Consider the following 13,663-nt stretch of genomic DNA (forward strand, 5'->3'; position numbering starts at 1 on the left):
ACTGGCTGATCGCGTCCGCCGGGCCAAGCAGCGTCTGGACGCCCACGTGCGGGAGACCGTCGCCTGGCATTTCGATCCTGCCACCGGATGTCCCTTCTGGCTCGATGTCGCTTCGCGGCTGGACTGGGATCCGAGAGAGACGATTCAGTCCTACGAGGACCTTGATCGCTTCAAGTTCTTCGAGGACGAGTGGCTGCGCGGCGGCCCCGTGCGGCAATGGGTGCCCAAGGGACTGGCGGACAAGCCCGTGTTCGTCTTCGAGACCGGCGGCAGCACGGGCATTCCCAAGTCGCGGATCAACTGCGAAGACTTCCGCATCGATTACGAATTGTTCAGTGAAACGCTCTCCGACGAGGCGTTTCCCAAGGGCGCTGACTGGCTCATGCTCGGGCCTTCGGGACCGCGACGTCTGCGCCTGGCCGTGGAGCACCTCTGCCAGCATCGAGGCGGCATCTGCTTCTGCGTGGATCTGGACCCGCGCTGGGTGACCAGGCTCATCAAGACGGGTCGGATGGAGTTGATGCACGAGTACAAGGATCACGTGGTCAACCAGGGGCTGACCATTCTGCGGGCGCACGAGAACATCCGCTGCCTGTTCACCACGCCCAAGCTCCTGGAAGCGATTTGCGAGCGTGTCTCGCTGGTCAAGGCGGGTATCAAGGGTGTGTTCTGCGGCGGAACGCAACTGACGGCCCAGTTCCACCGCTTCGCACGTGAGGAATTGCTCGAGGGCAAGATCGATTTCGTGCCGACGTACGGGAATACGTTGATGGGTCTGGCCTGCCACAAGCCCTTCGATCCGAGCGACAATTACAGCGTGATCTACTATCCCCCCAGTCCCCGGGCAAGTATCGAGGTGGTGGACCCGGATGAGCCCGCGCGCGTGGTGGAGTACGGCGAGCTGGGCCGGGTGCGACTGACCACGCTCACGCGGGAGTTTTTCATGCCGCGTTTTCTGGAGCGCGATGAAGCGATCCGTCATCCTCCATGCGAAGCGTACCCGTGGGATGGGGCAGGAGACGTCCGGCCGTTCTCCGGCTTCGCCGTACCGATTGTGGAGGGGGTGTATTAGGCCCGCTTCTTGATCGTTGGATCGCGAGTCTGTTGTCTTCCACCGAAACGCTGATCGTTCTGCCGGCTGCAACGATTCGAGGGGACACGATCGATGCTTCACCTTCCCATCCTTCGCTTCGGCCAGTCTTACGAGAGCATCGACAAGGCCGAGATCGTTCATCACGCCACGGGCGAGGTCGTGGCACTGGTCAGCCAGGCGAACAGCGGGCTTATTGTCCGCGACCTGCACCGCACGGCCGATGACGTTCTGGAGCGGTTCTCCGTCGTCGAGCTCTTCGCCCTCTGTCAGCGCGCCGCCGAATTGTTTGCGAATGCAAACTTGCCATGCGGGGACAGTCAGCAGTCCTTCGATGATTACATTCGCCTGCTCTCCGCCACGACGGGCATGCCCGTCTCCTATTGCCGCAACAATGCCGAGAAGGTTCGTCGTGTGCTCGCGGAGATCGACCTGGTCGTTCGCGGACTGACGCGCGGGTTCGATCTTTCCATCCTCGATCGCGGCTATGGCGAGAACGCCGGTTCAATGCTGAGCTACTTCCGCGCCGGGCGGCGCTTCGGCGTCGTGCTGCCGAGCAACTCGCCCGGTGTGCACTCGCTATGGATCCCGGCGATCGCCCTGAAGGCGCCGGTCGCACTCAAACCCGGCCGGGAGGAGCCGTGGACGCCGCTGCGGGTGATCGAGGCACTTTCCGCCGCCGGTGTTCCACGCGAGGCGTTCGGGTTCTATCCCACGGATCATGCCGGCTCCGGCGAGCTCTTGCGCAATGTCGATCGCGGCATGGTCTTCGGTGATACGAACACGACTCGTCCGTGGGTAAACGATCCGCGGATCGAGGTACACGGCCCGGGCTTCAGCAAGATTGTTCTTGGCGACGATACGGCCGAAGACTGGGAGAAGTATCTGGATGTGATCGAGGCGTCGATTGCCGCCAACGGCGGGCGATCCTGCATCAACGCTTCCGGCGTGTGGACTCCGCGCCATGGGTGGGAAATCGCCGAGGCGCTGGCGGAGCGGTTCGCCAAGATCGAGGCCCTTCCGGCGGAAGATCCACAGGCATCGGTGGCGGCGTTTGCCAACCCCAGGGTGGCCGAGGCGATTTCGGTGTCGATCGACGCCGGTTTGCACGTTGAAGGTGCCATTGATGTGACACGATCCAGACGAGGGACGGATCGGCTCGTGCGCCGTGGGCGACTGGCCTGGTTGCTTCCCACCGTGGTACGCTGCGACGATCGCGAGCATCCGCTGGTCAATCGCGAGTTCCTGTTTCCGTTTGCGTCCATTGTCGAGTGCCCCACGGCGAAAATGCCCGAGGCCATCGGTCCTTCCCTGGTGGTCAGCGCGATCACTGGTGATCGGGCGCTTCAGACGGCGCTGATGAACTCCCCTAACGTCGATCGCCTCAACCTGGGGCCCATCCCCACCATGCGCATCGCGTGGGACCAGCCGCACGAGGGTAACCTGTTCGAGTTGCTTTATCGCCAGCGTGCATTTCAGACAGAGCCCGCAGCATGACGGACAAGGGTCCATCGCTGCCGGCTGTCCTCGAGCACAGCCCCGTCCACGTCGTTTTCGGCGCCTGTGGCCTGACAAAGCTCGGCGCGCTGGCTCGCGAGGAGGGCGCGCAGCGCGTGCTGCTGGTGACGGATCCGGGCATTCGGGAAGCGGGCCACGTGGGTCGCGCCGAAGCGTCGCTGTGCGAAGCGGGCCTGGTGACGTCCGTATTCGATCGCGTGTCCGAAAACCCTACGACTGCTCACGTTGAGAATGGCCTGGGCGCCGCCCGCGACGCCGATGTCGATTTCCTCGTCGCCCTCGGCGGGGGAAGCGCGATGGATTGCGCCAAGGGCATCAATCTGCTGCTCTCCAATGGTGGCCAGGTTGCGGAATATTGGGGCGTCGACAAGGCGGTTCGTCCGATGCGGCCGATGATCGCAATCCCGACCACGGCCGGTACAGGAAGCGAGGCGCAATCATTTGCCCTGATCAGCGATGCAACGACTCACCAGAAAATGGCTTGCGGCGATCGCCGACATCCGCGAAAGGGCGGCCTGCGGCCCCGCGTGGCGATTCTCGACCCGGAGCTCACGCGGAGCCAGCCGCCTGCTGTCGCCGCTGCCGCGGGAATCGACGCCGTAACGCACGCGTTGGAGTCGTCCGGATCGACGGCTCGGAATGACGTCTCGCGGGCTTTTTCCCGGGAAGCCTGGCGTCTGCTGGACGGGGCCTTCGAGCGGGCGATGACCAATCCCGCCGACGACGACGCACGGGCGGCCATGCTCCTCGGAGCGCATCTGGCTGGTGCAGCGATCGAGAACGCCATGCTCGGAGCGGGCCATGCGTGCGCGAATCCGCTAACTTCGGAGTTTGGCATGACTCACGGCCGGGCTGTCGGTCTAATGCTGCCGGCGGTGGTGCGGTTCAACGCCGAACGGGGCGCGAATCCCTACGCCGATCTCTGCGACGATCCCGAGCGCCTCGCTCTGCGGCTTGAAGCCTTGCTTGATACGGCATCCATTCCGCGCCGGCTTCGGGAGTACGGCATTCCAGAGGAATCCCTGCCGCGTCTCGCGGAACTCGCGGCCAAACAGTGGACGGCGGGGTTCAATCCTCGGCCGGCGGCGCCGAGGGATCTTCTGAGAATCTATCGCGCCGTTGCGTAGGGCGTCGCCGATCAACGCAGGCGTGCGGTCCGCTTGCGTGGGTCGTCACCCGCCTCTAAGCTGACCCGCCCGGCGGCGGCTGAAGTACTTGGCCTGACGCGGTTTGCGTCACCTGGGCTGGTGTATGTTCGATGGCGGAGGGCCCCGGCGCGGCGCGGGTTCCCGGTAGATTCCACGTGACCTTGGACGAATTGAGAAACAGCATTGCGGCGATCGAGCAGGAGGTCCGGGGGGCGATTCCGGGCCTGCAACACGCCGATGCCCTGCGCGGGCTGGAATCGCGCGTTCTGGGCAAGAGCGGTTCACTGGGATCCCTGATCGGCGCCATCAAGGACTATCCTTCCGCCGAGCGCGGGCAGGTCGGCAAGACGGTCAACGAGGCAAAGGAGCGGATCAAGGGGCTGATCGACGCACGGCTCGAGGAGCTCCATGCGGCAGCCGCAGCGGCTGAGGCTCGGGCGGCAGAGTCGTTCGATCCGACCTTGCCCGGTGAGCGCGAGCCGATGGGCAGCGTTCATCCGGTTACCGTCGTGCAGTGGGAAATCGAGCGGATATTCGAGCGGCTGGGCTTCACGGTCGAGGCCGGTCCGGAGATGGAGTCGGAGTTCAACAACTTCGAGGCCCTCAACATTCCCGCCTCGCATCCCGCGCGGGACATGCAGGATACCTTCTGGCTGGACAATGACATGGTCCTGCGGACGCATACGTCGCCGGTGCAGCACCGGGCGATGAAGAAGTTCGGCGCGCCGCTTCGGATCATCGCTCCGGGGCGGTGCTTTCGCTACGAGACGCTGGACGCCTCGCACGAGAATTCGTTTCACCAGGTCGAGGGCCTGCTCATCGACCGCGACATCTCGATCGGCAACCTGATCGCCATGGCGCGTACGCTGCTCAGCGAGGTGATGCATCGCGAGGTGCAATTGCGGGTCCGTCCCGGGTTTTTCCCGTTCGTGGAGCCCGGGATTGAAATCGACATGAACTGCCAGATTTGCCGGGGCGAGGGTTGTCCGACCTGCAAGCGTTCGGGGTGGATTGAGATCCTTCCTGCGGGCATGGTTCATCCCAACGTGCTGACCGCAGGGGGCATCGACCCCGGGGAGTACTCCGGGTTTGCATTCGGACTCGGCCTGACCCGGCTGGCGATGATGAAGTTCGGCATACGCGACATTCGCGTACTCAACTCGGGCGATCTTCGGGCACTGATTTCGCCCGAGCGCCTGGGCGGGCCGTTGCTGGCGCGCAACGGGGGGCGCGAAATCTCCGCGATTTGAATCTACGGATCACGCCATGCAATTGTCGCTCAATTGGCTCCGCGACTACGTTGATCTGCCCCCCGACCTCGATCCCCGGGAGCTCGGCGAGCGCTTTACCGTCTCGGTCGCGGAGGTCGACGACGTCCGTCCAATTTCGGTACGTGCTCAAGGATTGATCGCCGCCTGCGTGCTCAAAGCCGAGCATCTTCCTGGCACGCGCAACCTCCGGCTCGTGACATTGGATGTCGGCGGCGGACGTCGGGTGGAGACGGTGTCGGCCGCTCCCGCGATACACGTGCACTCGAACGTCGTTTACGCGCCCCCGGGGGCCTCCGTGGCGGGTCTGGGAACGATTAACTCCGCAAACGTCGCGGGGCGAACCAGCACGGGCATGGTCCTGCCCGGAGAATCCGTGGGCATTGCCATGGCCGCGCAGGAGGCGGTGTTTCTGGACGATTCCGTGCGGCCCGGACAGGCGCTTTCCACGGTGCCCTTCGATGACTGGATCGTGGAAATCGACAACAAGGCAATCACCAATCGTCCCGATCTGTGGGGACACTACGGTGTGGCTCGAGAGATCGCCGCGCTCCTGGGGCTGCCCTTGAAGCCCTATCCGGTGGTATCGAGCGACGATCTCAACGACCGCGGCCTGCCCACGGTTGCCATTTCAATTGCCGATGCCGCGGCGTGCCCGCGTTACAGCGCGATCGTGCTGTCCGGCGTTCCCACGCAACCGGCGCCGCTCTGGATGCAGCTTCGCCTGGGGCACGTGGGGATGAGACCGATCTCGGGTCTGGTCGATCTGACGAACTACGTCATGGCCGATCTCGGCCAGCCCATGCATGCCTTTGATGCCGAGCTCGTGGACCGCATCGAGGTGGATTGGGCGGCGGACGGCGAATCATTCACGACGCTGGACGGCGTGGAGCGTACGCTCGATTCACAGACGCTGATGATCAAGCGCAAGGGGGAGTCGATTGCGCTGGCGGGGGTGATGGGGGGACTGGAAACAGAGGTATCCGAGCGAACGTCCCGCCTCCTGCTGGAATCAGCCAACTTTGACGCCGCGACGATTCGTCGGACGGCGCAACGGCTGGGAATGCGCACGGACGCGAGCGCCCGTTTTGAAAAGTCGCTCGATCCTGAGAATACGGTTCTGGGCATCCGCCGGTTCCTGTTCCTGGCTTCGCAGATTTACTCCCGGTTGGGTATCGAAAGCCGTCTGTCGGATGACTATCCGGAACCGCGCGATCCGCTTCGCGTGGCGGTCCGGCCCGATCATGTCGATCGCGCTTTGGGCCGGGGCGTCGGTGTGGACGAAGCGCGTCGTTTGCTCGAGCCGTTGGCCTTTCGCGTCCGCTCCGCGGGCGATCGCTGGTCGGTGGACGTGCCGACGTTCCGCGCAACCGGCGACGTGTCCATCGAAGCCGACGTGATCGAAGAGCTCGCCCGTCGCGCGGGATATAACGAAATTCAGCCGCAGATGCCTGTGGTCAGCATTCGCCGGTTTGCGCCAAACGCACTGCACGAGCTCGAGCAGCGTACCCTGGCGTATTTCGCCACGGCATACGATTTCCACGAGATTCAGAGCTATCTGTGGTTTAATGCTCCCTGGATAGCACAACTCGGCGTCGAGACGGGATCGTGCATCACGCTGCGCAATCCGCCGGCAGAGGGACAGGAACAACTTCGCTGGTCGCTGCAGTCCGGATTGCTGGCGGCCGTGGCTCTGAACCGCTTTCACTTTCCCAAACTTTCCATCATGGAGCTGGGCAGCGTGTTCGAGCGCTCGGCGGAGGGTGATCGCGAGATCCGTCATCTCGGGCTGATCCTGGCTCGGCGAGGGCGTCGCGTGGAGCGCGAGCTGTACGATCGTCTGAAGGGCGCGTTGGAGGGCTGGGTCTGGGACCGCCTTGCCCGGCAGGTTCACTTCAGGAAGGTGGAGGCGGATCGCCGGTGCCCCTGGGAGCACATTCACCAGACGGCCGGCGTTACCGTTGACGGACGGGACATGGGGCGGGTCAGTGTCGTCGATCTGTCACTTCGTCAGGCGATGGATGAACATCTCGTGCCCTGGGGCATCGCCTGGGCCGAGATCGACCTGAGCGCGTTCGTGGAGATCGCGCCCCGTGTGGAACCCCTGGCGGGCATTCCGGCGTTTCCCCGGGTGGAACTTGATTTCTCCTTCGTGGTTCCCGGCAGTGAGCGTTACGCCCGCGTGGTGGAGCACGTTTCAGCGTTTGAGCACCCGCTGCTGAAGTATGTGCGCTTCGTGGGCAGCTACGAGGGTGAGAGCATCGGACCGGGACGGCGAAGCATCACCATTCGCGCGGTCGTCGGTGATGACGAACGCACGCTTGTGGAGGATGACACCATCTCGTTCGTCCGCCAGTTCGAGGAGCACCTCGCCCGATTCGGATATGAGATTCGCAAATGAGCGGGACGAATTCGCGTTTGACACGAACGGCAATTCCCGGGATTGGGACGAACCCAGGAGAGGGGCGAGCTCGAACATTCCGGCGGTGTCTGCCGTTGCTTCTTGCGCTACTTTCCGGCGGGTGTCTGAACGAGCTCTCCATCGACGCACCGGAACCGATTCGCCCTGCGGTGGAACCCGAACTCGGCGGGGAGTATCTTCTCTACCGGCCTTCCATCTACGATCGCAACCAGGCCTGGCCGCTGATTGTCGTCTGCCATGGACGTTTTGGTGATTCTCCCGCGGCCCAGATTCGTCACTGGGCGTCGGCGGCGGAGTCGCAGGGTTTCCTCGTGGTGGCGCCGAAGCTCGCATCCGGGCGTGGCTCGCTGCTTGGGGCAGGCGATCAGGAATCTCAACGACTGGCTGCCGACGAGCGACACATCCTCAAGACGATCCGCCACGTCCAGGCGGCACATACGATTTCGCCGGATCGCATATTCATCTACGGATACGGTTCCGGTGTGTCGGCGGCAATGTACGCCGGGCTGCGAAACGCGGACGTCTTTCGTGCCGTGGCTTTGGTGCAGCCGAAAATCAATGATGACTATCCCGCTCCGGCGGTGGCCGAGGTGAACGTGCATCAGCCCGTGCTCGTGGCCTATTCCACGGACGACGCCATCCGCGGACGGCACGGAAAGAAGCTGGCCGAGTGGCTCTTCGATCATGCGGTCAACGTGCGCCGGGAAGCGGGCGGTCGGCATCGGGCCGAAGATGTGGACGACGTGATCGCCTTCTTCGAGTCGGTCATCCGCAAGGATCCGTGGGCATTGATCGTCGCGTCGCCGGCATCGGATGGTGATCCGCTCTCGCGGAAGTTCAGCCTGCGGGCCAGCTTCGACCCCGCCCATTATCTCTGGGAGTTTGGCGATGGCGAGCAGTCACCGGTGTCGGCGCCGGAGCACCGCTACGGCGCGGCCGGGACGTATCGCGTTCAGCTCACGGTAACGCCGCAGCGGGGCGAGCCGCTGACCCGTTCTGTGGAAGTTCGCGTTCCGTGATTCGCGAGGCGACAATTCGGAGGATCCGGGCGCGGCGCTACCCGGGATACCTTCCCGGCGTGACGCCGATGTCCACAATGCTGCAAGCCAGAATGGGCTCAACACCCAGCTCCCTCGCCTTATCGATCACCTCGTCATTTTCCGCGCCGGGATTGATAAACACCTCTCCCGCCTGGACCCTCGCGATGTCGTCCAACGCCGCCAGCGTGACCTTCGGCGGCAGATAAACGGTGATTCGATCGAGCTTGACGGGAATCTCTGTCAAGCGCGCGTACGCGGTCAGGCCTTCGATCTCCCCACCCTTGGGATTTACCGGGTAAACCTCCCATCCCTGCTCGATGTATGCGCGGACGGCCTTGTTGCTGAACTTGCTGCGATCGGCCGAGGCGCCCAGTACGGCAACGGTCTTGCGCGACATCTTCCTGGCTCCTTCAAGTGTCGATTCTCGATCTGTTCTTTTCCTTCTGATGCGCGTCCCGAGAGAAGCGTTGCACCGCGCGGAAGGCCGCTCACGGTGCAGTCAGGCGTTGCGCCGCCTCGCGATAGCGCGAAACCGTGTTGCGTACGACCTCATCGGGAAGTTCCGGACCCGGTGGATTCTTGTTCCACTTTCCCGCCTCGACCAGTGTCGCGAGGTAGTTGCGCACATACTGCTTGTCGAAGCTCTCCTGGTCCCGGCCCGGTTCGTAGCGGTCCGCCGGCCAGAATCGCGAGGAGTCCGGCGTGAGCACTTCGTCGATCAGCAGGTATTCGCCGCCGGCTTCGCCCCATTCGAATTTCGTATCCGCCAGGAGGATGCCGCGGCTTGCGGCGTGGTCGGCCGCGCGGCGGTACAGGTCGATGCTCCGCTCTCGCAGGCGCACCATGGTTTCGCCACCAACAGCCTCGCAGGCCTGTTCGAAGGAGATATTCTCGTCGTGTCCGGCCACGGCCTTGGTCGCGGGAGTAAAAATCGGCTCGGGCAATTTCTCACACTGGCGAAGCCCCGGCGGCAAGGAGACGCCGCAGATAGCTCCATTGCGGCAGTAATCACTCCAGCCTGACCCGGCAAGGTATCCGCGCACGACGCACTCGATGGGCACAACATTTGTCTTGCGGCAGCGCATGGTGCGCCCGCGGAGAATGCCAAGGTGCTGCTCCAAACCGGACGGAGCACGGTCCTCGATGACCTCGATCAAGTGGTGTGGAACGTCGGCGAAGAAATCGAACCAGAACGCCGCAATTCGCGTGAGCATCGCTCCCTTGCCGGGAATCGGTGTGGGCAGCACCACGTCGTACGCGCTGATGCGGTCCGTGGCGACGAGCAGGATCTCCGCTCCGAGATCGTAAATGTCTCGAACCTTCCCCTGCCGGCGAGGTACGCCGGGAAGGTCGGTTTCCGTTACGATAGCAGGGGGTTCGGCGCCCAACGTCTGACTCCGGGGTGGTGTCGCGCAGAGTCCCTTCCGGCGAACGACATTCTCGCGGATCGATGCACCTGAATGAATGTAGGGCAGATCGCGACCGAAGCGAAGTCCCCCCGGCCGCCAATCATGCCGGATTCTCCGCGGCTCGACGCAGACGCTCTCCTCCGCCATAATGGGAGGAAAGGGGATGGTATCCGCCGGGTGTCATGCCGATGGTACGGTCGGCTGGCTGCGCCTGCGCGGTTTCGACGGTGGTTGCCGGTAAGCCCTCGAACGTGGGTCTGCCGGAGTGGACGGTTCAAACTTCGGCGAAACGGATCGCATGCTGGCATTTCAGGTTTTTCAGGAAGGTCGCGCGGCCCAGTCCGTGGACCTTACCGGTGCGTTCGTGATCGGCAGCGACGACGTTCCCCTGCGCGCCGAGGTCGCGTTTCGCGACGGCATCCTCCAGTGCACGAAGCGAGCCGCTGGGCCGGCAGGACTGGCCCTCTGCTGGGATGTGGAAGGAGCCGGCCGAATCCTGACCGAGACCGTGCGCCTCCAGGAGCGAAAGCATCCGTACGTTCTTCAAGTAGAACTTGCCCGGGGGCGGCTTCTCCGCGTGAACCAGAAACTGGAGGACTGGGGGCTCCTTCTGGAGCCGGAGGCCAACCGGAAACTCCTCGGTCCCCTCAACCAGGCCCGCGACCTGCTCATCAAGGCATTGCAAGCGGATTCGGACGAGAAGGCGGCTGTTCTGGGGCAGCAGTCCCTGGATCGCGCCGGTCAGGTCAGCGAACTAGCCTGCGACTACGTCGCCGAGAAATCGCTGGAGGCCCGGCGACAGGCGGTGGAAATGCCCCGCCGTCCGCTGGGTTGCCGTGTTCCCCTCGACCAGCCGTTCGACACGGTGCGGCCGCATATCGCTCCCGCCTTCGATTTTGTCACGGTTCCGCTCTCCTGGCGCGACATCGAGCGCGACGAGCAGACGTTCCAATGGAAGGAACTGGATGCGTGGGTCGAGGGGCTTGCCCGCGATCGCGTGCCCATACGCGGATCGGCCTTGCTGTCGTTTCGCGAAGGCGACGTTCCCGACTGGCTCTACATGTGGGAGCACGACTTCGATACCATCCGCGATCTCGCTTTCGAGCACGTCCGACGGGTCATTCACCGCTACGGGCAGCATATCCAGTCTTGGGACCTCGTCAGCGGAATCCATGGTGCCAACTGCTTCCCCTTCAACTTCGAGCAGATCATGGAACTAACCCGAATGGCCGCGGCCGTGGTCAAGCAGACTGCGCCACGCAGCACCGGGTTGATCGAAATCGTAGAGCCCTGGGGAGAGTACTACGCACGGAATCAGCGGACGATTCCGCCACTGCTGTTCGCGGACATGGTCGTGCAGAGTGGAATCCCCTTCGACGGATTCGGCTTGCGCCTGACTTTCGGGGCGGCCCGCGATGGCATGATTGCCCGCGACATGTTCCAGATTTCTTCCCTGTTGGATGCCTACGTCAAGCTGGGCAGGCCAATTCACGTAACCGCTGCGCAGGTGCCATCCAAGGGTGGCGGAACAGACGGTGGATTCTGGCACGGGCCTTGGAACGAAGACATTCAGGCCGAGTGGGTCCGGCGATTCGTGACCACGGCCCTGAGCAAGCCCATGGTCGAGTCCGTTTCTTGGCACAGCCTCGTGGATCAATCCGGCGACGTCATACCTTCGGGAGGACTGATTCGCAGCGACATGGTCCCCAAGCGCGCCTACCAGGAACTCGTCGAGCTGCGCTCCAAGCGCCTCTCGTCGCGCCGCGGACGTCGCGGCGGGTTGTGATCGATGAACCGATGCGACAGTGAAGCGGTCCCGGATGCGATCCGATCCACGACTGACGAGGCTTCCGTTCCGGCCGTTCGCCGCGTCTTCTTGCTGACCTTGGTGATCTTTCTTGTCGGCACAAGCTGGGCGGCGTGGCGAAGCATCGCTTCGAGTCACGCCGACCATGGCAAGGTTGCTCAGTCGATCGACCCCAACACGGCGCCATGGTGGGAACTGACGGTCTTGCCGCGCATCGGGCCGAGTCTTTCGCGGCGGATCGTGGACTACCGGGAGGAGCGGCGGACCCGGATGGAAAGTCCCGACGTCCCCGTCTTCCGCAACGTGTCCGATCTGGATGCCGTTCCCGGCATTGGCCCGGTGACCCTGAAACGCATCGGCCCTTATCTGCGGTTTCCTCCGGGCGCCTGACCTCGCCGCTCAAGCCGTTGCCGTCCTCCTCCGAAACAACACTATCGGTCGTAGCGGAGCGAATGTGATTGGACGACGTCCTTGAATCAGTCCGCCCGATCCGCGGACCGACGGGGCGAAGTACGGATGACCAGCGCATCCACCGGCATGATCTGGGGTCAATCACCGGCCGTGTCGTCGTTGCGGGGACGGACCGCCACGTTTGTTCTGGCGGCCGTTGTCGTCGCCGCAGTGCTGCTGCGCATGCATGCCTGCCTCCGTTACGAGCGCATGCATTTTGCGACGGACGGCTACCTGTATTACGTGCACGCCCACTCATGGTATCTTGACGGCGACTGCGACTATCGAAACAACCTCCTTGAAGCGCCGGGGTTGAACCAGCGTCAGACATACCTCGACCTCGTCAGCTCCGCGGGACGTGTTTCGGTGGCCCATCAGGTCGGCGTGTCACTGATTGCCCTCCCCTTCCTGGCACTGGCCGACGGCATGACCCTGGCGCATAACGCGATGGGCTTCCATCCGTTGCCCCGAGATGGCTTCAGCAGATACTACCACGTTGTCGTTCCGCTCGGGCTCAGCCTGTTCGGCGTGGCCGGCGTCCTGCTGACCTATGTCTTGCTGTCGCGGTACTTTTCCTCGGACCTCGCCGCGGTGGCGACGGCAGCCGCTTGGCTCTCGACCAGTGCGCTGTACTTCGTCAGCGCCGAGCCCACCATGTCGCACGCCGTCGAAATTACATTGGCCTCGGGAATGGTGCTTGCGGCCGACACCATTCGCCGCTGCGGCTGGACGCCGTGGCGGGCGGTTGCGCTGGGACTCTCCACCGGCATGATGGTGGCGGTGCGCTACTATGATGTCGTCTGGGTCTCTATACCGCTGATGATGCTGTTTCCGGGATTGTGGATACTTGCGCGCCGTGACCAAGACGCAGGACCCAGCCGGTTCATGCCGATGATTCTGGCGGCGGTTGCAGTTCTTGTTGCCGCCACTTGTCTCACGCCACAGGTGCTGGTCAACCTCGCCACGGATGGAACCGTCCTGGGGCGCGTGGGTCAGAATTACGCGCCGGGCAATTGGTTCTCGCCGCATGTTTTCGTCGAGATTCTCCAGCCGCGAAGCGGGCTTCTCGTGGTCTACCCGATTATGGCGTTGGCCATAGCCGCCACGATCTACGATGCATGGCGGCGTGCAGACCGAATTGTTCCTTGCGCGCTGCTCCTGGCGATGGCATTGTCCGTTTGGATTTACAGTGCAGCGTACGTTCCCGGATATTCCCGGCGCTATTCCCACGCGTTCGTTCTTATTGCCTGGGGATTGGCGGCCGCCCTGGAGTGGGGAGCGCGTAGACGTGTTCGCGCCTGGGTCGTTTCTCTGCTGATCGCCGTGGCCTGTGTCCAAAATGCGGCGCGGTATGTGCTTGTCGACCGCCAACGCCTTTATCGTGGCGTGTTCACGTGTGGTCATGCGGAAATTTCGCGTTGGGAGAATGCCGGCGTACCCGTGACGACCAGCGTTCTGGCGGGACTTCTTGACCCGCCGGTCCAACAGCCGCCACCATGACCTGCTACACA

The 13,663-nt window shown here is 63.5% G+C and carries 11 protein-coding genes; 9 read left to right on the forward strand and 2 right to left on the reverse strand.

From position 1 onward, the window contains the following. Position 1: 1 nt before the first annotated feature. The 6 genes from J5J06_19595 to J5J06_19620 all read left to right on the forward strand — a co-directional run bounded on the left by J5J06_19595 (position 2) and on the right by J5J06_19620 (position 8,465). Positions 2 to 1,072: a hypothetical protein gene (locus tag J5J06_19595; protein MCO6439300.1), complete on the forward strand. Its 1,071-nt coding sequence runs from the start codon at positions 2 to 4 to the stop codon at positions 1,070 to 1,072. Positions 1,073 to 1,165: 93 nt separating this feature from the next. After that, positions 1,166 to 2,587 carry an aldehyde dehydrogenase gene (locus J5J06_19600; GenBank protein MCO6439301.1) on the forward strand — a complete coding sequence of 474 codons (1,422 nt, stop codon included), beginning with the start codon at positions 1,166 to 1,168 and terminating at the stop codon, positions 2,585 to 2,587. Then, the gene (locus J5J06_19605; GenBank protein ID MCO6439302.1) at positions 2,584 to 3,735 is read left to right on the forward strand and encodes an iron-containing alcohol dehydrogenase; all 1,152 of its coding nucleotides are present in this window, start codon (positions 2,584 to 2,586) and stop codon (positions 3,733 to 3,735) included. Before J5J06_19600 ends, J5J06_19605 begins: the two co-directional genes overlap by 4 nt. A 131-nt stretch (positions 3,736 to 3,866) precedes the next feature. Continuing rightward, positions 3,867 to 5,006, forward strand: coding sequence for a phenylalanine--tRNA ligase subunit alpha (pheS, locus tag J5J06_19610; protein MCO6439303.1), 1,140 nt, complete (start codon positions 3,867 to 3,869; stop codon positions 5,004 to 5,006). Between the two features lie 16 nt (positions 5,007 to 5,022). Then, positions 5,023 to 7,425 (forward strand): phenylalanine--tRNA ligase subunit beta, encoded by a 2,403-nt coding sequence (gene pheT, locus J5J06_19615; GenBank protein ID MCO6439304.1) that lies wholly within the window; start codon positions 5,023 to 5,025, stop codon positions 7,423 to 7,425. Positions 7,426 to 7,520: 95 nt separating this feature from the next. Next, entirely contained in the window at positions 7,521 to 8,465 is a 945-nt protein-coding gene (locus J5J06_19620; GenBank protein ID MCO6439305.1) for a PKD domain-containing protein, read from the forward strand. A 37-nt stretch (positions 8,466 to 8,502) separates the two neighbouring features. On the opposite strand, the gene J5J06_19625 is transcribed toward J5J06_19620, so the two are convergent. Together J5J06_19625 and J5J06_19630 are read right to left on the reverse strand one after the other, a co-directional pair. Then, on the reverse strand, positions 8,503 to 8,883 hold the full coding sequence (locus J5J06_19625; protein MCO6439306.1) for a CoA-binding protein: 381 nt from the start codon (positions 8,881 to 8,883) through the stop codon (positions 8,503 to 8,505). A gap of 91 nt (positions 8,884 to 8,974) precedes the next feature. Continuing rightward, positions 8,975 to 10,042, reverse strand: a complete 1,068-nt coding sequence (locus tag J5J06_19630) for a phosphoribosylaminoimidazolesuccinocarboxamide synthase (GenBank protein ID MCO6439307.1) — start codon at positions 10,040 to 10,042, stop codon at positions 8,975 to 8,977. 118 nt (positions 10,043 to 10,160) lie between these two features. On the opposite strand from J5J06_19630, the gene J5J06_19635 reads away from it, so the two are divergent. The 3 genes from J5J06_19635 to J5J06_19645 all read left to right on the forward strand — a co-directional run bounded on the left by J5J06_19635 (position 10,161) and on the right by J5J06_19645 (position 13,652). Continuing rightward, the gene (locus tag J5J06_19635; protein ID MCO6439308.1) at positions 10,161 to 11,681 is read left to right on the forward strand and encodes an endo-1,4-beta-xylanase; all 1,521 of its coding nucleotides are present in this window, start codon (positions 10,161 to 10,163) and stop codon (positions 11,679 to 11,681) included. 3 nt (positions 11,682 to 11,684) lie between these two features. Next, positions 11,685 to 12,092: a helix-hairpin-helix domain-containing protein gene (locus J5J06_19640; protein MCO6439309.1), complete on the forward strand. Its 408-nt coding sequence runs from the start codon at positions 11,685 to 11,687 to the stop codon at positions 12,090 to 12,092. A gap of 126 nt (positions 12,093 to 12,218) precedes the next feature. Beyond that, complete coding sequence (locus J5J06_19645; protein ID MCO6439310.1) at positions 12,219 to 13,652, forward strand: hypothetical protein; 1,434 nt, start codon at positions 12,219 to 12,221, stop codon at positions 13,650 to 13,652. The last annotated feature ends 11 nt before the right edge of the window (positions 13,653 to 13,663 follow it).

The sequence above is a fragment of the Phycisphaerae bacterium genome (assembly GCA_024102815.1).
In the GTDB taxonomy this organism is placed as follows: domain Bacteria; phylum Planctomycetota; class Phycisphaerae; order UBA1845; family UBA1845; genus JAGFJJ01.

Bases quoted from the DNA above. Each gene is read 5' to 3' on its own strand.
- J5J06_19625 (MCO6439306.1), bottom strand. From the start codon at position 8,883: ATGTCGCGCAAGACCGTTGCCGTACTGGGCGCCTCGGCCGATCGCAGC.
- pheS (MCO6439303.1), top strand. From the start codon at position 3,867: ATGGCGGAGGGCCCCGGCGCGGCGCGGGTTCCCGGTAGATTCCACGTG.
- J5J06_19640 (MCO6439309.1), top strand. From the start codon at position 11,685: ATGAACCGATGCGACAGTGAAGCGGTCCCGGATGCGATCCGATCCACG.
- J5J06_19605 (MCO6439302.1), top strand. From the start codon at position 2,584: ATGACGGACAAGGGTCCATCGCTGCCGGCTGTCCTCGAGCACAGCCCC.
- J5J06_19645 (MCO6439310.1), top strand. From the start codon at position 12,219: ATGACCAGCGCATCCACCGGCATGATCTGGGGTCAATCACCGGCCGTG.
- J5J06_19630 (MCO6439307.1), bottom strand. From the start codon at position 10,042: ATGGCGGAGGAGAGCGTCTGCGTCGAGCCGCGGAGAATCCGGCATGAT.
- J5J06_19600 (MCO6439301.1), top strand. From the start codon at position 1,166: ATGCTTCACCTTCCCATCCTTCGCTTCGGCCAGTCTTACGAGAGCATC.
- pheT (MCO6439304.1), top strand. From the start codon at position 5,023: ATGCAATTGTCGCTCAATTGGCTCCGCGACTACGTTGATCTGCCCCCC.